The sequence below is a fragment of the Planotetraspora kaengkrachanensis genome (assembly GCF_016862895.1).
Classification (GTDB): domain Bacteria; phylum Actinomycetota; class Actinomycetes; order Streptosporangiales; family Streptosporangiaceae; genus Planotetraspora; species Planotetraspora kaengkrachanensis.
The window spans coordinates 118,251-141,314 of sequence record NZ_BONV01000037.1 but is presented as its reverse complement, the minus strand read 5'-3'; the positions used below and the strand labels follow the sequence as shown (position 1 = coordinate 141,314).

16 protein-coding genes are annotated in these 23,064 nt (G+C 69.4%); 8 read left to right on the top strand and 8 right to left on the bottom strand.

Features of this window, described 5'->3' with window-relative positions; all coding sequences use genetic code 11:
- Positions 1-154: 154 nt before the first annotated feature.
- Positions 155-2,137: a phosphocholine-specific phospholipase C gene (locus tag Pka01_RS31855; RefSeq protein WP_203886648.1), complete on the bottom strand. Its 1,983-nt coding sequence runs from the start codon at positions 2,135-2,137 to the stop codon at positions 155-157.
- 21 nt (positions 2,138-2,158) lie between these two features.
- Complete coding sequence (locus Pka01_RS31850) at positions 2,159-3,925, bottom strand: endonuclease/exonuclease/phosphatase family protein (protein WP_203886647.1); 1,767 nt, start codon at positions 3,923-3,925, stop codon at positions 2,159-2,161.
- A gap of 132 nt (positions 3,926-4,057) precedes the next feature.
- Here Pka01_RS31850 and Pka01_RS31845 point away from each other — a divergent pair, with 132 nt between their 5' ends.
- Positions 4,058-4,432, top strand: a complete 375-nt coding sequence (locus Pka01_RS31845; protein ID WP_203886646.1) for a hypothetical protein — start codon at positions 4,058-4,060, stop codon at positions 4,430-4,432.
- A gap of 24 nt (positions 4,433-4,456) precedes the next feature.
- Here Pka01_RS31845 and Pka01_RS31840 read toward each other — a convergent pair whose 3' ends face one another.
- Together Pka01_RS31840 and Pka01_RS31835 are read right to left on the bottom strand one after the other, a co-directional pair.
- Complete coding sequence (locus Pka01_RS31840) at positions 4,457-5,764, bottom strand: M1 family metallopeptidase (RefSeq protein ID WP_203886645.1); 1,308 nt, start codon at positions 5,762-5,764, stop codon at positions 4,457-4,459.
- On the bottom strand, positions 5,764-9,630 hold the full coding sequence (locus tag Pka01_RS31835) for a Pls/PosA family non-ribosomal peptide synthetase (protein ID WP_239115652.1): 3,867 nt from the start codon (positions 9,628-9,630) through the stop codon (positions 5,764-5,766). The genes Pka01_RS31840 and Pka01_RS31835 overlap by 1 nt, the downstream gene beginning before the upstream one ends.
- Positions 9,631-9,948: 318 nt before the next feature.
- Between Pka01_RS31835 and Pka01_RS31830 the strand changes: the two genes are divergently transcribed.
- The gene (locus Pka01_RS31830; protein ID WP_203886643.1) at positions 9,949-10,788 is read left to right on the top strand and encodes an NAD-dependent epimerase/dehydratase family protein; all 840 of its coding nucleotides are present in this window, start codon (positions 9,949-9,951) and stop codon (positions 10,786-10,788) included.
- A gap of 116 nt (positions 10,789-10,904) precedes the next feature.
- On the opposite strand, the gene Pka01_RS31825 is transcribed toward Pka01_RS31830, so the two are convergent.
- The 3 genes from Pka01_RS31825 to Pka01_RS31815 form a co-directional block, all read right to left on the bottom strand.
- Positions 10,905-11,618, bottom strand: coding sequence for a RibD family protein (locus Pka01_RS31825; RefSeq protein ID WP_203886642.1), 714 nt, complete (start codon positions 11,616-11,618; stop codon positions 10,905-10,907).
- Between the two features lie 26 nt (positions 11,619-11,644).
- Positions 11,645-12,277 carry a GTP cyclohydrolase II gene (locus Pka01_RS31820; RefSeq protein ID WP_203886641.1) on the bottom strand — a complete coding sequence of 211 codons (633 nt, stop codon included), beginning with the start codon at positions 12,275-12,277 and terminating at the stop codon, positions 11,645-11,647.
- Positions 12,278-12,407: 130 nt separating this feature from the next.
- A complete protein-coding gene (locus tag Pka01_RS31815; protein WP_203886640.1) occupies positions 12,408-12,872 on the bottom strand; it encodes a MarR family winged helix-turn-helix transcriptional regulator in 465 nt (154 codons plus the stop codon).
- Between the two features lie 249 nt (positions 12,873-13,121).
- Here Pka01_RS31815 and Pka01_RS31810 point away from each other — a divergent pair, with 249 nt between their 5' ends.
- Together Pka01_RS31810 and Pka01_RS31805 are read left to right on the top strand one after the other, a co-directional pair.
- Positions 13,122-14,336, top strand: a complete 1,215-nt coding sequence (locus Pka01_RS31810; protein WP_239115650.1) for an FxsB family cyclophane-forming radical SAM/SPASM peptide maturase — start codon at positions 13,122-13,124, stop codon at positions 14,334-14,336.
- A 10-nt stretch (positions 14,337-14,346) separates the two neighbouring features.
- Positions 14,347-15,594 carry an HEXXH motif domain-containing protein gene (locus Pka01_RS31805; RefSeq protein ID WP_203886639.1) on the top strand — a complete coding sequence of 416 codons (1,248 nt, stop codon included), beginning with the start codon at positions 14,347-14,349 and terminating at the stop codon, positions 15,592-15,594.
- Between the two features lie 12 nt (positions 15,595-15,606).
- Here Pka01_RS31805 and fxsT read toward each other — a convergent pair whose 3' ends face one another.
- Entirely contained in the window at positions 15,607-18,153 is a 2,547-nt protein-coding gene (gene fxsT / locus Pka01_RS31800) for an FxSxx-COOH system tetratricopeptide repeat protein (RefSeq protein WP_239115648.1), read from the bottom strand.
- Between the two features lie 170 nt (positions 18,154-18,323).
- Between fxsT and Pka01_RS31795 the strand changes: the two genes are divergently transcribed.
- From Pka01_RS31795 to Pka01_RS31780, 4 genes are all read left to right on the top strand, one after another.
- Entirely contained in the window at positions 18,324-18,470 is a 147-nt protein-coding gene (locus Pka01_RS31795; protein WP_203886638.1) for a hypothetical protein, read from the top strand.
- Between the two features lie 100 nt (positions 18,471-18,570).
- The gene (locus Pka01_RS31790) at positions 18,571-19,473 is read left to right on the top strand and encodes an SIR2 family NAD-dependent protein deacylase (protein ID WP_203886637.1); all 903 of its coding nucleotides are present in this window, start codon (positions 18,571-18,573) and stop codon (positions 19,471-19,473) included.
- A 4-nt stretch (positions 19,474-19,477) separates the two neighbouring features.
- Positions 19,478-21,475, top strand: a complete 1,998-nt coding sequence (locus Pka01_RS31785; protein WP_203886636.1) for an nSTAND1 domain-containing NTPase — start codon at positions 19,478-19,480, stop codon at positions 21,473-21,475.
- Between the two features lie 55 nt (positions 21,476-21,530).
- Entirely contained in the window at positions 21,531-23,006 is a 1,476-nt protein-coding gene (locus Pka01_RS31780) for an MFS transporter (protein WP_203886635.1), read from the top strand.
- Positions 23,007-23,064 lie beyond the last annotated feature (58 nt).

Below are 23,064 nucleotides of genomic sequence, written 5' to 3'. Positions count from 1 at the left end.
ACCCCCGGCACCCCCGGCACCCCCGGCACCCCCGGCACCCCCGGCACCCCCGGCACCCCCGGCACCCCCGGCACCCCCGGCACCCCCGGAGATGGAACCGGGCGCGGTGGTGACCACCGCGCCCGGTTCGTACCGTCGGACTTGATGCTCGGACTTAGTGCACGGTCCCCGCGTAGCGCTGGGCGAAGCGGGTGCCGGTGCCCGCGGTCACGGTGAAGTCGTACCGGCCGTCGTCGGTCCGCCACGTCGTCTCGGCGTGCCGTCCGGGTCCGACCCAGATGGTCTGCGCCTTGCCGCCGAAATCGTTCGGCGTGATCGTGAAGGCGACCTCCGCGCCGCCGTCGTTGACCAGCTCCAGCTCGACCTGGGCCTTGTCCGGGCGGCCCATGTGCCGCAACTTCGCCTCGACGGACGGCACCGCCACGTCGTCCTGGCCTGCCCGCACGACCGTGCCGGAGAAGCTGCGGACGAAGCCGTCGGCCCCCTGCACGGTGAAGTCGTACCGGCCGTCGGTCTTCGTGGTGTCCCACACGTAGGTGCGCGACGAGCGGGGGGCGACCGTGAACGGCGTGCCGACGAAGGGAAGCACGACGTTCGGGAGCACCGTGAAGTGGAAGGCGACCGTGCCGCTGTTGGTCAGCGTGCAGGTGACCTTTCCGCTCTCCCGGTCCACCGAGACGTCCGCCCAGGGCAGGTAGGGCAGCGGACGATGCGGGCGCTGTCCGGGCTCCTGTACGGCCATGGACTGCTGGCCGGTCGCCGGCAGCTTCACTCCCGGCAGCGAGTTGTTCGCGTCTGCCTTGGCCATCAGCGCCACCGTGTCGGGCAGCCGCGGGATGCTGTAGTCGGGCCTGGTGAAGTCGAAGCAGCTCGTGAGGTCGCCGCAAACCGCGCGCCGCCACTCGGAGATGTTCGGCTCCTTCACGCCGGTCACGTGCTCGAGGAAGCGCACCACCGAGGTGTGGTCGAAGACCTGGGAGTTGACCCAGCCGCCGCGCGACCACGGCGAGACCGCCCACAGCGGGACCCGGCTGCCGAGCCCGATCGGCTTGCCGTTCGCGAACTCGTCCGGCGTGCCCGGCTCGGGGATCGGCGGGATCACGTGGTCGAAGTAGCCGTCGTTCTCGTCGTACATCAGCAGGAAGACGGTGTGCTTCCAGACGTCCGGGTTCGAGAACAGCGACTGCAGCGCGGTGTTGACCCAGTGGGCGCCGTAGTCGGGGCTGGCCGCCGGGTGCTCGCAGAACAGGTACGGCGCCACCAGCCAGGAGACCGTGGGCAGGGTGCCGTCCTTGCAGTGCTGGTCGAACGCGGTGAGGTCCCACTTGGTCATCGCGTTGATGTACCGCGGGTCGTCCTTCGGGAACGCGTGGAACTGCTTGAAGTACGACAGGGCGTTGTCGTCGTAGTCGCCGTTGCGGTCGTCCGAGCCGTCGGGGTTGTGGTAGACGCGCCAGGTGACGCCGGCCTCTTCCAGCCGCTCGGCGTAGGTCGTCCAGTCGGCCACGGGGTTGCCGGTGACCGGCGTGTTGTCGGTCCAGGGGCCGGTGGTGCCGTCGACGCCGGGGCCGGCCGTGCCGGTCCACAGATAGAGGCGGTTGGGGTCGGTGGGCCCGTTCAGGGAGCAGAAGTAGCCGTCGCACAGGGTGAAGGCGTCGGCCAGCGCGTACTGGTAGGGGATGTCCTCACGGGTGAAGTAGCCCATGGTCCGCTCGCCCTTGGCGGAGACCCACTTGTCCATGGCGCCGCCGTCGACGGCCGTGTGCCCGGTGTCCCAGTCGTGCGGGAGACCTCCCGCGTTCTGCGCGTTGTACTTGGTGGTGTCCATCCGGAAGGGCAGCAGGTATCCCTCGGCCCGTCCTCTGGCGGGCTGGCGGAACACGGAGTCGCCGTTGGGGAACTCCAGCGCCTGGCGGTCGCCGAATCCCCGCACCCCGTTGAGGGTGCCGAAGTAGTGGTCGAAGCTGCGGTTCTCCTGCATCAGGATCACGACGTGCTTCACGTCGGCGATGGTTCCGCGCCCGTGGTCGTGCCCGTTGTCGGAGGCTTCGGCCGTGCCGCTCATGCCGGCGACGGCCGCCGCCGCTCCGGCCGCCGCGGTTGCGCCGATGAAGGCGCGACGACTGATGTCACTCATGGGTGGTGTTCCTTAGGTCTGTCAGCCGCGTGCGGCGTTGAGGGAGAAGGTGACGACGGCCGCGGCGTGGTCGGACGGCCAGCCGTTGGCGGCGGTTCCGGGCACGGGCTGCGGCCAGCCGGTGAACAGCGAGTGGGCCTCGACGACCTTGAGCGACCCCCGGTACTGGATCTGGTCGACGCGGTCCTGCGGTTCCGCCTTCCCGTTCTCGCCGGTCGGCCGGACCGGCGACCACGTGATGCCGGGGTCCTTCGCGGGGTTCGGGTTCGCGCCGCGGAACGCGTCGTCGAGGCCCGCCTTCTGCAGGGCGTCGGTGACCGGCCAGCGGAGCCTGCCCACTCCCCCGTGCGCGGAAGCCGTACGGGAGGTCCAGTCCAGGTGGGACGGCGAGGCCAGGCCGGCCGCGAGGACCACGGGAACGCTGGAGGACAGGTCGTGCTTCATCGCCGCCAGCAGCGCCTGAACCTGCCGGTAGCGCAGCGTCAGCCGCTCCGCCGCCTCCACCTGTGCGGCCGTCCGGCCGGACGCCAGCGCGTACGGGCCGTAGTCGGCCTCGTCGAGCTGAGCCGTCCACAGCCGGATGGTGCGGCGTCCGGGCAGCGTGACCGTGACGGCCGCGGCGGGGACCGCGGCGGTGGGCGCCACGACGTCGCCGAGCGGGTAGCGGCTGACGACGCCGAGGCTGCCGCCGCTCTGGTAGTACTGCCAGCCCAGCGCCTTGGCCAGCGCCTGCGCGGCGGTGCCGCCGGTCTCCTGCAGCGCGACGATGTCGAGGCCCTGGGTGAGGACGAGGCGCAGCTGCTTCTCCAGGGTGCCGTCGACGTGCGATCCGCCGTCCCAGAGGTTCAGCGTTGCGATCTTGACCTGCACCCGGTCGCCGTTGCCGCGTACGGGCACCTGGACGGTGAGGGTGTCGCCGCCGATCACGCTGTCCTGGACGCCGACCACGAGCTGGCCCGGCGTCTTCAGCGGGATGACGGGCGCCCTGCCGGTGACCTCGCCTGCGGCGGTGACGGACAGCCAGGAGGGGCCGCTGATGCGGCGGAAGGCGGCCGAGCCGGCCGCGTTGCCCTCCGGCCTGATCCAGAGCCCGCCCAGCTGGACCGAGACGGACTCGCCGGCCGTCTGCGGGGCGACGGTGACGGAGTCGACCACGGCGTGCGGGCGCGGGATCACGGGGCGAACGGTGAAGCTGAAGGGGGTGGTCTTGGCGAGGATGCCGTAACCGTCCTTGGCCAGCAGGTACGCGGTGTAGGGGCCGCCGCTCAGGCCGGAGGTGTCCAGGGTGATGTCGCCGGAGGCGCCGGGGGTGTACTCCCACACGAGCGAGCCGCCGTTGCCCGGCAGCCTGCCGCCGTCGTAGATCCCGATCCAGTTGGTGGGGTCGGGGGTCTCCGTGGCCCAGTGGAAGGTCAGCTTGTCGCCCTCGAGCGGGGCGGTCGGGGAGGTCAGGACGATGGAATCGGCCGACGCCCCGGCGAAGCTGAACGGGGCGGTCTGGGCGAGGATGCCGTAGCCGTCCTTGGCCAGCAGGTACGCGGTGTACGGCCCGCCGGTCAGCTTCGAGGTGTCCAAAGTGAGATCGCCGGACTCTCCGCCGACGTATGCCCAGACGAACGCGGAGCCGGTGCCCGGCTTACGGTCGCCGTCGTAGATCCCGATCCAGTTCTTGGGATCGGGCGCGTCCGTGGTCCAGTGAAAGGTCACCCGGTCGCCCTTGTTGGGGGCGGTCGGAGATGTGAGCGTGACGGCGCTCCCGGAGGTCACGGCACGTGAGAGGGGTGACACAGGTACGTTCCTCTCTGCCCGGACATCACCTGAGCGACGCCGGGTTGAGCAAGTTGTCTAGATAACTTGCTCCAGTAAGCCCGCCCTGGACGGCGTGCTCGTGAACTGCGAGTGACGATTACCTTGGTAGTGGTGGAAGAGAATCGGGCACGGCGCGTCGTCGACGCGCTTCGTGAGCGCGGCATCAACGGTCAATTGGCGAGAGTGGGCGTCTACCAGTTCGGCGTGCGGGTGACTTTGCCGGACGGGCGCGAGGCCGAATGGGACACCGACGGCACGGCGGGCCTCGAGGCTCAGGTCATGCGCAACGGCATGCTGGTCGGGTTCGTCCCCGTGATCGACGGTTCTGAGGACTTCGACGAGCAGCAGGTCGTCGACGCCATCGCGCGCACCGATTACGACCAGCCCATCGCCAGGCAGCGTCCGGTGGCGCCCCCGCCCGGCGAGCCCCTCCCCCGCGTGGGCGGCCTGTTCAGGCGGTTCCTGGACGGCTTCCGCTACCGCTGACGGCGTCGCCCCTGCGGTACCGGGTCAGGGCAGCAGGGGCAGCCGGCGGTCGTGCAACCAGGTCCACAGGAACGTGTCCAGCGGCCGCGTCGCATACCGCTGGACGTGGGCCCTGAACTCGGCGGTGGTCACCACGCCGTGCCGGTGCGCGGTCGTCCAGTCGCGCAACATCGGGAAGAACGCGGCGTCGCCCAGCGTCCTGCGAAGGGCGTGCAGGGTCAGGGCGCCGCGTTTGTACACCCGGTCGTCGAAGATCCGGTCCGGGCCGGGATCGGTGAGCACCAGGTCCTGGGGCATGGTCGCGAGCCTGCGGTGCCACCGTCGGGCGTGCTCGTCCGCGCTGTCGGCGCCCGAGTCCTCCGACCACAGCCACTCCGCGTACGCGGCGAACCCCTCGTGCAGCCAGATGTCGCGCCAGTCGGCGAGCGTCAGGCTGTTGCCGTACCACTGGTGGGCCAGTTCGTGCGCCACGAGCCGTTCGTACCGGCGGCGGCCTTCGACGTGGTTCACCCCGAATACCGACACCCCCTGGGCCTCGATCGGGATCTCCAGCTCGTCGTCCACGACGACGACGGTGTACGCGTCGAACGGATAGGGGCCGAACCGTTCCGTGAAGGCCGCCAGCATCTGCGCCTGGCGGCCGAAGTCGTGTTTCACCCGGGTGGCCAGCCGGGCGGGGTAGGCCAGGTGCTGGGGAACCGGCCCGGGCAGCTCGGCCCGCTGGTAACGCCCGATCTGGATGCTCGCCAGGTACGCGGCCATCGGCTCGTCCTGCTCGTAGACCCAGGTGGTCCCCGAGGCCGCCCGGCGCTTGGAGACCAGACGGCCGTTGGCGACGACCTGGTAGGCCGCGGCCGCGGTCACCGAGATCCGGTACGTGGCCTTGTCGCCCGGGCGGTCGTTGCAGGGGAACCACGAAGGCGCACCGGTCGGCTGGCTCGCCACGAGCGCACCGTCGGTCAGTTCCTCCCATCCCAGCCCGCCCCAGTGACTCCGAACGGGACGGGGGGTCCCCGAGTAGCGGACCTCGACCGTGACCGGTTCGCCGGGAAGCAGCGAACGGCCGGGCGTGATCCGGAGTTTGCCGTCCCGATGAGTGTGCGGCAGGCGCTCCCCGCCCACCAGGACCTGCGCGACCCGGAAAACGCCGAGATCCAGCGTGAGCCGGTCCAGCGGCTCCACGGGGGTCACCAGGAGCCGGGCGACGGCGTCGATCCTGTTGGAGGCGAGCCGGTAGTCCAGCGTGAGGTCGTAGTGGTCGACCCCGTAGCTCTCGTCGCCGTGTTGGGGGAAATAGGGGTGGAGCACGCTCACGTTCCGGGATCTCTGCATCAGTCGGACGGAGCCCACGCCACGATCGGGTTGCCGAACCAGCGGGTCTGGGGCGGCACGGACTCGCCGCGCATCACCAGGGACGCCGGGCCGACCGTGGTGTCCGCCCCGACCGTGGCCGCGGGCAGGACGACCCCGTGCGGGCCGAGCGTCGCTCCCTTGCGGAGGACCACCGTATCGATGCTCATGACCCGATCGTGGAACAGATGGGTCTGCAACACGCAGCCCCGGTTCACGCTTGAGCCGTCTCCCAGCTCGATCAGGTCCGCCTCGGGCAGCCAGTAGGTGTCACAGGTGACGCCGCGTCCGATGCGGGCGCCGAGCGAGCGGAGCCACAGGTTCAGCGGGGCCGTGGCCAGCCACGGCTCGGCGAACCACGGCGCGGCCAGCACCTCGACGAAGTTGTCCGCCAGCTCGTTGCGCCATACGAACGAGCTCCACAGCGGCCGGTTGCCCGCCGCGATCCTGCCGACGATCGCCCACTTGGCCAGGCTCGCGACCACGGCGGCCACGACTCCCGCGCCGAGCAGGACCACCCCGCCCAGCAGGGCCGCGACGCCGAAGCCGTACGACGCGGCGAGGTGTTCGAGTGCCGCGAGGACGAGCACGGCGAGCGCCACCGTGGCCATGGCGGGGACGATCCGGCACAGTTCGACCGCCGCGCGCGCGATCTTCAGCCGCCGCGGCGGCTCGTAGGTGCGGCTGCGGTCGCCGCCCTCCACGGTGCGGCGGAGCCTGACCGGCGGCATGCCCAGATAGGACGAGCCGACCTTGGCCTTCTTCGGGGTCGCCGACAGCACTCCGACCAGGCCGTCCTTGGGGACCTTCCGGCCGGGTGCGGTCATCCCCGAGTTGCCGAGGAAGGCCCGCTTGCCGATGCGGGCGTTCGCGACCCGCAGGCGGCCGCCTTCAAGCTCGTACGGCGCGACCATGGTGTCGTCGGCGAGGAAGGCGCCGTCGCCGACGGAGGTCATGGACGGCAGGGCCAGTACGGTCGACAGTTCGACGTCACGCCCGACCTTCATGCCGAGGGCGCGCAGCCACGACGGCGTGAGAACGCTGGCGTACAGCGGGAAGAGCCAGACGCGCGCCATCGCCATCAGGTGGCCGGTCGCCCACGCCTGCCACGCCTGACGGCTGTGCACGGGATGGCTGCCCTCCCGCAGGCCGACCGCGAGCAGCCGGACGCAGACGAAGATCGCCAGGGCGAACGCGGCCATCGATACCAGTGTGGCGAGCGGCACGGCGTACATCGCGGCGGCCAGCGGCGACGTGCTGTCACGCAGGAAGGCGACGAGGACGGCGAGCCCGGGGACCGCCGCGGCCACGGGAAGCATGCTCAGCACCAGTGCGGACAGGCCGTAGCCGGCGGCCCACCTCTTCGTGCGCGCGGGACGGTCCTCGGTCTTGCGCGCCTTGCCCTGCCGTACGGCGGGGGCCCCTGCCCAGCGTTCACCGGAGGGAACCGTGCCGATGACGGCGGACCCGGGGGCGACCTGGGCGTTCTTCCCGATCTTGACACCGGGGAGCAGGGTCGAGCGGGAGCCGACGGTCGCGCCGGGGCCGACGCGGATCTCGCCGACGCGGACGAGGTCGCCGTCGTACCAGTAGCCGCTCAAGTCGACCTCGGGCTCGACCGCGGCGTTCGCGCCGAGGCGCAGCAGCCCGGTGATGGGAGGCAGGGAGTGCAGGTCGGCGTCCTCGCCGATCCTCGCGCCGAGCGCTCTCGCGTAGTAGGTGACCCATGGGGCGCCCGACAGCCCGGGGACGCCCAGGCGGGCGGCGAGTCGTTCGGCGAACCAGATCCGCAGGTGGACGTGGCCGCCGCGTGGGTAGGCGCCCGGCCCGACCCCGCGCAGGAGCAGGCGCGCGCTCCCGGCGGCGATGGCCATCCGTCCCACGGGCGAGAAGAACAGCAGCCACCCGGCGAGGACCCATCCCCACGAGGCGGTGGGAGCCCAGGGCAGGGAGACGACGTTGTTGATCGTGGCCAGCGCCGTCAGCCAGCGCAGCGCGCCCACGGTGAGGAGCGGCACCATCAGCGCCGCCTGCGCGATCGCGGCCCTCCTGGGCATCGGCGTGACCACCCGGTCGGTGGTGGCGATCTCCTCGGCGCGCGGCGCCGACAGGTGCGCCGCCAGGCCGCCCAGCGTGGGATGGTCGTAGATGTCTCCGACGGCCGCGCCCGGATACTCGGCGCGCAGCGCGGAGACCAGCCGCGCGGCCGCCAGGCTGGTGCCGCCCTCGGTGAAGAAGTCGGCCGAGGGGTGGTCCGGCGTGACGCCGAGGACCTCGCCCCAGCGTTCGGCCAGCCACAGCTCCGGGCCCGACAGCTCCGCGTCGGGTGCCCTCCCCCCCGGCGCCACGATGGGCAGCGGCCACGGGAGCGCGTCGCGGTCGATCTTGCCGGAGGTCCGGGTGGGCAGGGCGTCGACGATCGCGAGGCGCGGGACCAGCGCGGCGGGCAGTGACTCCCTCAGCCGGCTGGTCGCCTGTTCATGGTCGAAGCCCTCGCCGGGGACGAGGTAACCGATCAAAAGCTGGTTGCCCGCGCCCGCGGTGCGGATCGCCGCCGCAGCGCCCGCGACGCCCGGGAGCGCCTGCAGCGCGGCGTCGACCTCGCCGAGTTCGATGCGGCGGCCGCCCAGCTTGATCTGCTCGTCGGCCCTGCCGTTGAAGATGAGGCCTTCGGCCTCGGCTCGGACCAGGTCGCCGCTGCGGTAGGCACGCGCCCAGCCGAGCGACGGCAGCGGGGCGTACTTCTCGGCGTCCTTGACCGGGTCGAGGTAGCGGGCGAGGCCGACGCCGCCGATGACGAGCTCCCCCGTCTCGCCCATGGCGACGGGGTCGCCGTTCCCGTCGACGACGGCGAGGTCCCACCCGTCGAGGGGAAGGCCGATCCGGACCGGGCCCTCCCCGGTCATCCTGGCCGCGCAGGCGACGACGGTCGCCTCGGTGGGGCCATAGGTGTTCCAGACCTCCCGCCCGGGCACCGCGAGGCGTTCGGCCAGCTCAGGAGGGCACGCCTCGCCGCCGAAGATCAGCAGGCGGACGCGGTCGAGCGTCTCGACCGGCCACAGGGCAGCCAGCGTGGGCACCGTGGACACGATCGTGACGCCCCGGTCCACCAGCCAGGGCCCGAGGTCCATGCCGGTCCGCACAAGCGCGCGAGGGGCGGCGACCAGGCAGCCGCCGTGCCGCCAGGCCAGCCACATCTCCTCGCAGGACGCGTCGAACGCGACCGACAGCCCGGCCAGCACCCGGTCACCCGGGCCGATCGGCCTCTCGGACAGGAACAGCCGCGCCTCCGCGTCCACGAAGGCCGCCGCGCTCCGATGGGTCACCGCGACACCCTTGGGCTTGCCCGTGGATCCGGACGTGAAGATCATCCAGGCGTCGTCGTCCAGGCCTGCGGGTCCCGTACGGCCCCGCGGGGTTGCGACGACGTCGAGCGTCGCCCCCAGGACCGCGCAGACGCCCGCCTCGGAGAAGACGAGCTCGGCCCGCTCGTCCGGATCGTCGGCGTCGACGGGGACGTAGGCGGCGCCGGCGGCCAGGATGCCGAGGATCGCGATGTACAGCCCGGCCGTGCCGGAGGGACGGCGCACGCCGACGCGGTCGCCGGGGCCGATTCCCGCGGCGCGCAGCTCGGCGGCCGTCCGCTCGACCTCGGCCTGCAGGCCGAGATAGTCGAGGCGGGTGTGGCCGTCGTCGAGCGCGAGCGCGTGTGGGTGACGCCGTGTCGTGCCGTCGAGGATGTCGATCAGCGTCCTCGGCCGGGGAGCGGCCCCGCCGGACAGGAAGACGGCGCGGGTGTCCCACAGAAGGTCGGCGTCATGGCCGGGCTCGGCGATGAAAGGACGCAAAACCAGATCTCCTTCGATGTCCGCGTACCTGGCAGTGGCTCCCCGAAGGGATCGCGCATACCGCGCGGGCATCGAGCCCTTCGCCGTGAATGTTCCGTTGGATTCAGAACAACCAACAATATGGATCTATTTCATGAACATCCGGCAAACCGGGACGTCGGCGGCCCTCCCCGGCAGATCATCTCCGCGTCGCAGGCCCCGGATTCCCCGGCCGACCTGGTGTTTTGCCCTGATACGCGCCCCGGGTAGATCGCGGGCGGCGGATGTTGCGAGAGTGTCCTGAGAGCTCAAGAGCCCGGAAACACCGCTGGAGGAACCATGGCCAGGATCTGCGTCACCGGAGCGAGCGGGAAGCTCGGCCGGAGCGTGGTGCGCGATCTGCTCGAACACGGCTTCGAGGTGGTGGCGACCGATGTCAGGCCGGGGCCGCCGGACCTCGGCGCCCAGGTTCTCGTCGCGGACCTGACCGAGTACGGCCAGGCCGTCGAGGTCCTGCACGACGTGGACGCCGTCGTGCATCTGGCCAACATCCCGGCGCCCGGACTGCGGACCCCGTCGGAGACCTTCAACGACAACGCGGTCATGAACTCGAACGTTTTCCTGGCCGCCGCGCAGCTGAAGATCGGCCGGGTCGTGTGGGCCTCCAGTGAGACGACCCTTGGGCTGCCCTTCGACGTGCCTCCGCGCTACGCCCCCGTCGACGAGGCCCACTACCCCTACCCGACCTCGACCTACGCGCTGTCGAAGGTGGTCACGGAGACCCTGGCGGAGCACGTCTCCGGATGGTCGGGCATCCCCTTCGTCGCGCTGCGCTTGTCCAACATCCTCGGGCCCGAGGACTATCAGGCCTTCCCCGGATTCTGGGACGACGCGCGGCTGCGCCGCTGGAACCTGTGGGGGTACATCGACACCCGGGACGCCGCCGCCGCCTGCCGGTTGGCTCTGGACGCGCCCGTGCGGGGTGCCCGGAGCTTCATCATCGCGGCCGCGGACACCGTGATGAACCGGCCGTCGGCGGACCTGCTGAAGGAGGTCTACCCGGGCGTGGAGATCACCCGCGAGATCGGGGAGTTCGAGACGCTGCTCGCCATCGACGACGCCAGAGAGGTACTCGGCTTCGTGCCGCTGCACTCCTGGCGCGACCACGTGACGCCGTAGCGCCCGGATCTCCGGGCCGGGCGGCCTGCCCGGCCCGGCGGTCACGCCTTCCGGGCGGGGACATTCATGAGCGGGGGCATTTGTGAGCGGGCGCGGCTCCCGGGCGGGAACGCCCCTCAGCAGGCGCGCTCCTTGGGCGAATACCGGAGCAGGACGACGTCTCCGATCGGCCGCGCCTCGAGCAGCCGCATCCGGGCGAGCGGGCCCCCGGGATAGTCCGCGGGGCCGAGGAACCTGGGCGCCTGCGCCTGGCCCACCAGCAGGGGGGCGACGGCCACGTGGACCTCGTCCGCCAGGTTCGCGGACATGAGCTGCGTGTGGACGGTGCCGCCGCCCTCGACCATGAGGCGCCTGACGCCGCGGCGGCCGAGTTCGTCGAGGGCGGCCGGCCAGTCGAGCGCGGGACCCGTGCTGACCACGTCGGCCAGGGAGCCGATCGTGTCGAGCAGCTTCGCCACCGCCGAGTCGACCGTGAACACCAGCTTGTCGCCGCCGCAGTGCCACAGCGCGAGGCCGGGGTCCAGGTCGCCGGAGCCGGTGACCACGACCTTCATCGGGTATTCGGGCAGGCCCTTCGCGACCCGCGCGGCGCGGCGCTCGGCCGAGCCGACCAGCAGCCGGGGGTTGTCGCGGCGTACGGCCGTGGCGCCCAGGAGGATCGCGTCGACACCGGCGCGGACGTCGTCGACCCGGTCGAAGTCCAGCGCGTTGGACAGGAGCAGACGCTCGGGACTCGTGTCGTCCAGATACCCGTCGACGCTCACCGCGGCGGAGAGCAGCACGTACGGACGGGAGTCGCCCGCATGGGGGGTGTTCGCCGTTTTCGCCATGGCTCCGGTCTTCCCCGCTCTCGGCGTCAGCTCGCGAGTCCGGTGAGGGCGATCGTGTGTCCGGTGCGGTCGATCTTGGCGCGCAGGTAGCGCATATTGCTGTCGGTGGCGAACACCCCGGTGGGCACCCGGCGACGCACCGCGACGCCGAGTCCGGATAATTGGCGCGCCTTGTCGGGATTGTTGGAGAGCAGGTCGATCGCGCCGATGCCCAGCACGCCGAGCATCTGGGCGGCCACGGTGTAGTCCCTGCCGTCCTCCGGCAGCCCGAGGGCCGCGTTGGCCTCGTAGGTGTCCAGGCCCTCGTCCTGCAGCGCGTACGCGTCGAGCTTGTTGTAGAGGCCGATGCCGCGGCCCTCCTGCCGCAGGTAGAGCAGCACTCCTCCGGCGGTGGAGACGCGCTCGACGCCCTCGCGCAACTGCGGGCCGCAGTCGCAGCGCGCCGAACCGAACACGTCACCCGTGAGGCATTCGGAATGCAGGCGGACCAGCGGGATCTCCCCCACGCCGAGCTCACCGAACACCAGGGCCACGTGCTCGCCGCCGTCGGCCAGGCCCAGGAAGGTGACAGCCTCGGCCTCGGCGCTGAAGCCGTCGTCGAACCGCAGAGGGATGCGGACCCTCGTTCGGACGCCGGCCTCCGCGGGCGTGGAGCTCATTCTGGTCTCCGATCGAATGGGTGTTCAAACTCGAACAGGGGTTAGACCGTACTCTTTGCTTCGAATTCGAACAACCCCTACCGGCCGTACCGTATGACAGCCGGCGGCCGCCGGATGTGACACGGGGAAGTCAGCCGGTTCGGACGGACAACCGGCCGAGGAGCGCCGACAACCCGGAGGTGAGACCGGCGAACTCCTCCCGGCTGAGACCGCTGACGAACAGCTCACGGACCAGGGCCGCGTGCCCCGGCGCCGCGGCGCGCAGCGCGGCCCACCCCTCGTCGGTGAGCGAGGCGATGACTCCCCGGACATCGGTGGGACAGGCCCGCCGCCGCACCAGACCCGCCTTCTCCAGTTGGGCGACCTGATAGGTCAGGCCGCTCTTGGAGGTGAACGCGGCGCCCGCGAGCTCGGTCATCCGCAGTTCGCCGCCCGGCGCGTCCGACAATCGGACCAAGACCTCGTACTGCGAATGGGACAGGCCCGAGTCGTCCTTGAGCTGCTGCTCGACCAGGCGGTTGATGATGGCGCCCGTCGCGAGGAATGCCTGCCAGGCGCTCAACTCGTGCTCGTCGAGCCACGCGGGTTCGTCCATGACCTCACGGTACAACCAGTTGTTCGAACCCGAACCAACGAGGACCGGGAAGATCGGGGCGCGCGCACCGGGCGAGGAATTCTCATCACGGGAGAGGCGTCGACTCCGGGCACATGACAACAAATCGCTTATATGTCCAACGTAATTATGGTTACGGCTTCTGACAGGATTGTTCTCCCCATTTCAACTACTACGAGCTAATATCGTTCATTAGTCGACCTTCTAGGGCGGGTACAGGGTGTTTTCAGCGTGAATTCCCACGTGGGGGACCCGGCTCCGGAGTGGCCGGCCACACTCGACGTGCACAATCTGGTCGAACGAGGCTGGCGCAGCCGTCCCTTCCGGCAGTTCCTGCTCAAGGTGCACAGCCGTTGCAACCTGGCGTGCGACTACTGCTACGTCTACATGATGGCCGACCAGAGCTGGCGGGATCGGCCGAAGGTCATGTCCCCGGAACTCGTCGAGATCGCCGCCCGTAGAATCGCCGAGCACACCCACGCCCATTCACTCGAATCCGTCCGGGTCATATTGCACGGCGGCGAACCGCTGCTCGCGGGCCGCGAATACCTGGCGAAAATCATCGAGATGATCCGGGGGGAAGCCGGGCCGAAAGTGAAGGTGGACATCACGCTCCAGACGAACGGCGTCCTGCTCGACGAGGACACGCTGCGGGTCTTCGACCGGCTGGGTGTCCGGGTGGGAGTCAGCCTCGACGGAAGCGCCCGCGGCAACGACCGCAATCGCCGGTACGCCGACGGCCGCGGCAGCCACGCCGCGGTGGCCCGCGCCCTTCACCTGCTGATGCGGCCGTCCTTCCGTCACCTGTACGGCGGGCTGCTCTGCACCGTCGACCTCGAAAACGATCCCATCGAGACCTACGAGGCGCTCGCGGAGTTCGAGCCACCCATGATCGACTTCCTGCTCCCCCACGGGACCTGGGAGTCCCCGCCGCCCGGCCGCCCTCCCGATCCCCTTCAGGCGCCGTACGCGGACTGGCTGATCACCGTCTTCGACCACTGGTACGACGCGGGAGGCGAGGTGACCGTCCGCTTCTTCCAGGAGATCATGCACCTGCTCCTGGGCGGCGCCTCATCCAGCGAAGCCGTCGGCCTCACCCCGTCCACGCTGGTGGTGATCGAGACCGACGGGACCATCGAGCAGCTCGACTCCCTCAAGGTCGTACGGCACGGCGCGCCCGCCACCGGCGCGAACATCGTGGACCAGCCGTTCGACGCCGTCCTGCGGCATCCGGGGATGATCGCGCGGCAGCTCGGCTGGGACGCGCTGAGCGACCAGTGCAAGGGATGCAGGTTCGGCCGCGTGTGCGGGGCGGGGCTCTACCCCCACCGGTACAAGCCGGGCTCCGGATTCCGCAACCCGTCGGTCTACTGCGCCGACCTCTACCGGCTCATCGACCACGTCAGGTCGCGTCTCATCACCGACCTCCGCCGGCCTGCGGGCTGAAGGGAGCAGCATGTCACCGGACACCCACGAGCTTCCCCCCGGGGTCGTCGCCCGGCTCGCCTCCGGAGGCGGCGGAGAGCAGGCCGTGCGGCACCTCGTCGCAGCCCAGGAGGGCAAGCACAGACTGCTCATCCTGGGCGTGGTGCACTGGGCCAGGGACAGCGGCCATCCCCAGGCCAAGGCCGCCGATCAGGCGTACGACCTGCTGGCCGAGATCGAGAGCGCGGCGCCCGACGCCGTCCGGCGGGTGGTGAGGCACCCGGCGGTCGGGGCCTGGGCCAGGCAGACCCTGCGTGGTCTCCGCCGGGGCTCCGACGCCGACCCGGCCCGCCTCGGCTCGCTCGCGGCCGCCGCCGCCGTCCTCGCCGGCGTCGCGTGCTGGACCGAGGTGCCCGGCGGGACCGTCATGTTGCCCACCCTCGGCCGGCTCACCGGACCACCCGGCGACCTGGTCGATCTGCGCGTCCACCAGGACGGGACGCTCGAGACGGCGGGCTCCCCCGTCGTCCTGGACGCGTTGCACCGGTTGTCCTTCGGCGACGCCGCCTTCCTCCTCGACGATCTCGACCCCTTCCGGTGGGACCGGGACAAGGTGACCGAGGGGCGGCTGTCGCAGGCCGAGCGCGACCAGTGGCAACGCTGCCTGACCGGCGCCTGGCGCATGCTCACGGAGCACCACTGGACCATCGCCGAGGAGTGCCGCGCGGCCATCACGGTCCTCACACCGATCAAGGGTCCGGCCAAGGGGATGGACAGCGCCTCCTCACGCGACAGGTTCGGGACGATCGCCCTGTCCGTCCCGCCCGACGCCCGCTGGCTGGCGTCGACCCTCGCCCATGAGATCCAGCACGCCAAGCTGGGGGCGCTGCTCGACGTGGTGGACTTGACCCTGCCGGACGACCGGTTGTACTACGCACCGTGGCGGCCCGATCCACGTCCGCTGGCCGGCCTGATCCAGGGGGCGTACGCCTACCTCGGCGTCGCCGGCTTCTGGCGTCGGCAGCGCGCACACGAGCGGGATCTGCGCCCGCACATCGAGTTCGCCCACTGGCGGGATGCGGCGCACACGGTCACCGAGGTGATGCTCGCCGGCGAGTCGCTGACCGAGCAGGGCCGCCCCTTCGTGACCGCCATGCGGGACACGTTGGCACCCTGGCTGGACGAGCCGGTGCCGGCGGCGGCGCTGGCGGCGGCCCGCGCCGAGGCCGCCGCCCACCGTGAGGCGTGGAAACTCCGGAACCCGGACTTCCGCGAGTAGCTCCCGAACCGCCTACAGAGGCGGCGGGTCGAAGTCCCAGTCGATCCGTGCGCCGCTCTCCGCCTGGACCCGGTCCGGATGCCCTGGTGGGAACAGCCGTTCATAGCGGGCGAGGGTTTCCTTGCGGAGCGCCTCGGCCTCCTCCTGTGCCCCGTCCGCATCCAGGTCGTAGCTGAGGTTCATCGCGCAGCCGAGCGCGAAGAAGTGGTCGTCCCCGAAGAACGTGCGCATCCGCTGCAGGGTCTGTTCGCCGAGTTCCCGCGCCGCCTTGGCCTCCCCCAGCGCCGCCAGATCGTTGGACAGGTTGTTCGCACAGGTCAGCGGGTACTCGTGAACCTCCTCCAGACGGGCGATCAGCCGTGTCCGCGCCTGCTCGTTGATCTCTCGCGCACGCATGGCGTCACCGCGATGCCGGTAGAGGAGGGCCAGGTTCATCCGGCATCCATGAGTGAAGGGATGATCCCGGCCGTAGACGCGTTCGTAGCGCGCCACCGTGCTCCTCGCGAGCCCGAACGCCTCGTCCAGCCCGGTGTCGCCTGACTGCCTTAGCGTGTTCGCCAGGCCCACCGCCGCCGCCATCGTCAGCGGGTTGTCTATGCCGAGCCCCTTCTCCAGCCGCTCGAACGCCTCTCGTGCGAGTTCCTCCGCGCCCTCCATGTCGCCGGCCCGCCGTCTGGCGATCGCCAGGTCCTTCGCCGTCTGCAGGGTGAGGGGATGCTCAAGCGACAACTCGCGGACGCCGTACGCGTAGGCCTCCTCGCCCATGTCACAGGCGGTGTGGGCGTCTCCGGCGAGCCGGACCACCCGCGCGAAGCCGTTCCAGGAGCTGAGCACGTCCCACTTGCCGACCCCTTCGACCGCGCCGCTCTGCTCCAGATACGCGAGCTCGTGCAATCCGCTCGCGGCCTCGAAGTCGCTCAGCAGCACGTAGTCCAGAGCCAAGTTGTTGATCACGCGAAGCGTGGCCGGGTGCGCTTTGCCGAAGACGCGCTCATGTGCCGCTCGGGAGATCCGGTCCTGGTCGAGAGCTCTCTGGAAGTCGCCCGAGGCGCGAAGGTTGGCGCCGTAGTTGTTGTACAGACGCAGGGTCTCCTCGTGGTCCTGCCCGAACACCTCGGGGGCCATCCGCAGCGTCTCTTCGTTGAATTCCCGGGATTTCACGTACTCGCCGAGTTGCCACAACACGTTGCCCAGGTGTCTGCGCAACCGGAGGACGTCGGGATGGCGCGGCCCCGACATCTCGGTCCACTTGCGGAGGAACTCCTCGGCGAACGTCTTGGCCAGTTGCAGGTTGCCGACCCGGTAGAGGTAGCGGACGAGGTTCGTGGCGAACTCACGAGGCCCGGTCTCCTCGCATTCCGCCAGGCCCGACGGACCGACGTGCGCGACCAGGTCGGCGAAGTTGCCCCACTTGCCGGTGTCCTCCGGGTCGCTCGGCGCGCCTCCGGCCAGCAGCAGGTGGACCTCGTGCCTGATCTCTCCCCGTTGCTCCTCGTCCAGGCTGTCACGGATCAATGCCTGCACCAGGCGGTGGACCTGAATGGTTCCGGTCTGGGAATCGACTCTCACGAGGGCGAACCTGCTCAGCTCCGCCAGCGCTCTGGTGAGCAGGACCGGATTGGCCAGGATCGGTCCGATGCGCTGGGCGCCGGTTCGTTTGTTCGCCCGCCGGAACAGGTCGTGCGGAATGGGTTCCGGACTGAAGAACGCACAGCACCGCAACACCTCGGCGGCTTCGGGGAGCCGATCCTCGATCTGCTGCAGGGACAGTTGCCAGGCGGCCGTCATCGACAGCGGGTACTCGGTCGCCTTCCCCAGCTTGAGCAACTCGCGAGTCTGCACGGCGAGTTGCTCGATGTAGTCGTCGACGGTGATGCCGGTCTGCAACTGGAGCGCGGCCGCCTGCTCCAGGGCCAGCGGCAGGTCGCCGAGTTCCTGGGCGAGCCGGTCGGCCGCGGTGTCGTCGATCCCCCGCTTCAGACGCCTGCGCAGGAAGGCGACGCTCTCCTCCCTGGAGAACACGTCGACGGGCAGCGTCTCGGCGATTCCGCTCCATCGGGCGTTGCGGGAGGTGATCAGCACATGACCCGATCCGCCGTGCGGAATGAAGTCCTTGATGTCCTCCGGCTGGTCGGCGTTGTCGAAGACCAGCAACCACTTGCCGTACGGCTCACCACGCTGGAGGGCGTCACGGACCGAGGCCGCCGCCTCCTCCACGCCGACCGTGCTGGCATGAGGCAGGTTGAGACGCGGCGCGAGCCCGGCCAGCGCGCCGCGGACGAGCGCGACCTGATCGGCCAGGATCCACCAGATGAGGTCGTAGGCGCCCCGGTAGCGCCACACGTACTCGATGGCGAGCTGGGTCTTGCCCACACCTCCCTGGCCCTGCAACGCCTGCGGCTGAGGGACCACGGCCGCGGCGGTCGTCGTCTCGAGACTTCGCCGTAAATCCTCGAGCAGCTCGTCACGGCCGGTGAAATTCCTGTTCCGGCCGGGAATCCGGTCTCCGAAGACCACGGGAACCCGATCCGGTATCTGCCCGGAGACCGCCATGTTCATATGAGCCCTCCTGCCGCGCCCGACCAGGTTATTTCGATCCTAAGGTTGATGCATGTGATGTAGCGTCTCAGAATCGTATATAGACCGGGCATGTCAAATAGAGAACGCTTTATCCAGCAATACGGTCATCCGGAATCACGCATAACGCCGTCTCGACGCGAGGAGCGGGCATGAACGACCAGCTGGGCATCATCGATGTCATTGGTCTCACTTTCGATGACCTGAAGTCCGTGCAGAACGACAGGCTCAAGAAGGTCCTGTCGCGGATCGCGGAGGCCCCCGAGGTTCCGTCAGCCGGATTCCAGTCCGCGATCTGATGGATCGAACCCAGACATACGGGTTCGGTGCCTCAGGGATGTCATCGCACGGCGGCACGTTCCCTCTCGCCCGTCTCAGGATCGGGAGCCGGGAGAGACCGTGAGAATTCCGGGCCCGAACCGGCTCAGTGACGGCGAGTGGGAACGACTTCTCGATCAGTTGCGGCATGGGGACTGCACGCCCTTTCTCGGCGCGGGCGCCTGCGGGCGCAGCCTTCCCACCGGCTCGCAACTGAGCGAGAAACTCGCCGCGAAGTACCATTACCCCTTTCCGGACAGGTACGACCTGACCCGCGTCACGCAGTACATGACGATGAGGTTCAGCGACGACGCGGTCTATGTGAAGACGCTGGTCCGCCGGGAACTCGAGGAGATGGCCGGGCCCTTACCCGACTTCTCGGACCCGCTCGAGCCCCATGCCCTCCTCGCCGAGTTTCCCATTTCAGCGTTTCTCACTACTAATTACGACAACTTCTTGATGCAGGCGCTGAAACAGGCGGGCAAGGATCCTCAGGCCGCGATCTGTCCGTGGAACGCCGGCATCGACCGGAACAACGGCCCCTTCTCCAGCGCCGCGGGATGGAGTCCGCAGCCGGAGGCGCCGCTCGTCTATCACCTGCACGGCGCCATTGAGCAGCCTCACTCCATCGTGGTCACCGAGGACGACTACCTCGAATTCGTCACCAGCCTGGCGGCCGATCGGGCGATCCTGCCACCGTCCATCCAGGCGGCGCTCACGACGAAGCCCCTGCTCTTCATCGGCTACGGGTTGCGCGACACCACCTTTCGCCAGCTTTTCAAGGGCCTGCTCAGCGCCGTTCCGGAAATCAACCGGCGATCCCACGTCAGCGTGCAACGACGCCCGCGGGACGACGGCATCGATGAGGATGTCGAGCAGCCGACGATTGAGTACCTTTCCAACTTCTATCGACGATGGCGGATATCCATCTACTGGGGGACGCTCGACGAGTTCATGATCGAATTGCGGGATCGGATGGGATAGGGCGATGGAGACCAGCGGCAGAGCTCATCACACCAGGGACCCCTACGTGGGCCTGCGCCCCTTCCTGCGTGAGGACAGTCACCTGTTCTTCGGCCGAGACCGGGAGAGGCACGAACTTTCCGACCTGTGGCAGGCGAACCGGCTGACGATTCTCCACGGAGCCTCCGGTGTGGGGAAGTCCTCCCTCATCCATGCGGGTGTGCTCCCCTTGCTGGATCCGAACAAGACGGACGTGCTGCCCGTCGGCCGCTTGTCACGCGGCATGACGGTCCCCACCGCGGTCCTCCCCGACGGCGGCAACCCGCATGTCTTCGCCCTGTTGTCCTCCTGGGCGCCGTTCACACCGCCGACCCAGATCGCGGGCATCACGATCACCGAATTCCTGAGACGGTCGCCGGCGAAGACGGACCCGTACGGAGACCCGCTGCTGACCATGCTCGTCATCGATCAGGTGGAGGACCTGTTCGCCGACTTCGGACGGCGAAGGCACCACTGCGAGGGATTCCTCGCCCAACTCGCGGCGGCGTTGGACAGCCACCCGCACGCCCGCCTCCTGGTCGCGGTCAGCGACGACCATCTCGCGTCGGTGCTGAAATACGGCGACAGGCTGGCCGCGATCGGTCACGGACGTTTCGCGGTCGGCGCCCTCACCGTCACGGCCGCCCTGGACGCGTGTCGCCGCCCGTTGGAGGAGACGGAACGCTCCTTCGCCCCCGGAGCGGCCGAGGCACTGGTCGACGATCTGCGCACCGTACGGCTGGGCAGGCCGGTGAGCCAGAAGGTCGTCGAGATCCGCGACACGGTCGAGCCCGTGCAACTCCAGGTGGTCTGCGCCGAACTGTGGCGGTCCCTGCCGGACGACCACGACGTGATCACGATCGACGACGTCAGGGCGTCGAATGTGGATCGGACCCTCGCCGACTACTGCGACCAGATGATCGACGAAGTGGCCGGTGATCATTTCAATGGGGAGACGGAGAAGCTCCGCCTCCGGCTGCGCCAGATCTTCATCAACGACCTCGGCACCCGGGAGATCGTCTACCGGGGCATGACGGAGACCTCAGGTCTTCCGAACGCGGTCATCCGGGCGCTGGCCGACCGCCACATTCTCCGGATCGAGGAGGATCCTGTGGGCGGATGGGTGGAGTTGTCGCACGACCGGCTCATCCAGCCGCTTCTGCGCGGCGGACCGATCAAACGCGGAGACGAGCGATCGGATCCCACCGAGTACCTTCGCGCGGCGGAACTGGCCATGAGCGAGGGCCAGTTCGGGCTCGCGGCTAAACACGCGGAAGAGGCGCTCCGCCACATCGGAACCGACACCCGTCTCCAGGGCGAGATCGAGTCGTTCCTCGGCAACATCTACGACCTCGCGGGGAATGCCCGGGAATCCATCTCGCACTACCGGTCCGCGGTTCAACTCTTCGCCTCGCTGCGGGGCACGGACGGCGCGATCGCGGCACTCCTCACCGCCATAGCGCGGCTGTGCATGCGTCAGGGAGACCTCGCGACCGCCCTGAGCGAGCTTCGCGCGGCCGTCCGGCAGAATCCCGCCGACCTCGGCGTCCAGACCACCCTGGCCTGGGCTCTGTGGCACAGCGGACGCGCGAACGCGGCCCTCGATGTGCTGGGGAACGCGCTGAACCTCGAGGGGAACACCGCCGAGGCGCTGCGAGCGCGAGGCGAGATGTACGCCGATCTCGGCGAGGCCGGGAAGGCGATCCAGGACCTCGAGCGCGTTCTTCCCCACCATCTGCCGTCGACCCGGGCCGCGTACGCCCTGGCCCTGGCGATGAACGGCGACGTCTCAGAGGCCATGCGGCTCGTTCCGCCGACCGACAGGGAACAGGACCCGGCCGTCCTTCTCCGTGTCGCTCGCGTCCTGAAGTCGGACGGTCAGCATGAGAAGGCGGCACAACTCGCGAGCCGCGCCCGCCGATCGACCGCGCAGCCGGGGCTCCCACCACATGTGGCGAAGGTGGCGAATCAGTTAAGCCTATAGAACAGATTTGATCAAATCACCATCAGAAGCGATCCTCGCTCACTAAATTCTCCCCATGCCGCAGCCGCGTTCGGCGCTCGATGAAGAGCAAGCAGCCGCCGATGAGATTGAGTTGCCTCTTAAAAGCGGGAGCTCCGGCGAACGAGGCGGCGTGGCGAAAACCCCCACAGGAGGGCATCCCAGCCCTCCGCGGAACAAAAGGATGACGTTCACATGGGCGTCCTGCGTGATGTCCATGTTGGGCACCCGAACGCTCGGAGTCGCCTACCCCCTGCTCGCACTCGCCCTCACCGGTTCCGCGGCCGAGGTCGGGTGGGTCGGTTTCATCCTGACGGTCCCCAGCCTGGTCATGTATCTGCCTGCCGGGGTGGTCGCGGACCGGTTCTCGCCCCGGATCGTCATGCTGGTCAGCGAGGGTGCGCGGGGCATCGCGGCGTTCTCCGTGTTCGCGGCGATGGCCTGGGCCGAACTGGGCGTCACGCACCTGAAGATCGCGGCGTTCGTCGAAGGCGCGACCTGGGTCATGTATGCCGTGGCCGAGACGGCGCTGATCCGCTCCATAGCTCCCGGCACCCCGCCTGACCGCGCACTCACTGGAAGCGAGACCGCCTCGCACGTCGCCGTTCTCACGGGGCGGCCGCTCGGAGGCCTGCTCTTCGGGCTCGGGAAAGGCATCCCGTTCATCACCAACGCCATATTCTTCGCCACCTCGTTCGTGGCGCTGCTGTTCATTCGGGAACCGCGGTCCCGCCGGCGATCGGAATTCACAAGGGAAAGCCTCGGATCCAGAAGGCCGGCATTCTGGCGTGAGGTCGGCCAGGGCATTTCCGAGCTCTGGAACAACGAATTCCTGCGCCAGGCGATGGGGGTCACCGCGGCGACCAATCTGATGGTCAACGCCCTCATCATGGTCTTCCTGGCGAGCTCCGCCGACCTTTCCCCCGTGGAGGTGGGACTGGTTCTGGCTGCCGGCGGCCTGAGCGGTTCGGTCGGGTCCGGCATCGCGTCCCGGGTCTTCCGCTGGAAGCCGTCTCTTCAGCGGTTCCCCCTTCTCTTCGCGCAGGTGTGGATCTGGGTCATCGCGCTGCTGGTCGCGGCCCTGGCTCCACGGCCGTATTCGTTCGGCCTCGCGACCCTCCTCACCGGGGTCACCGGCTCCATCAGCAACATGGCCATCCGGACCGAGGAGATGAGCAACGTGCGCGAAGATCTCGTCGCCCGCGTGATGAGCATCCACCGACTGGTGGTCCACGGGGTCGTGTGCCTAGCCGCCCCGCTCGGAGGCCTGCTCGTCACTCGCTTCGGACCGGCGCAGGCGACCGTGATCCTGATGGCGGCCATGCTCTTCGTCGCCGTCTGCGCCACGCTCGCCTGGCTCGTGCGCGGTCGCCGCCTCAGCGGCGTCAGGTCGCTGCCCCACAAATCACGCCCGCCTTTGAAGACGTCCCTCCGTATCGGCCTAGATCTCGAAATGGTCGATGCGCTCAAAACCAAGCAGATAGAAAACAGCCGACAATCCGTTTTAGTTTGAAAACCATTGCTCAGCTGCGCACGCCCCTTCGGATCTACCCCTATCCTGGAATTCCATC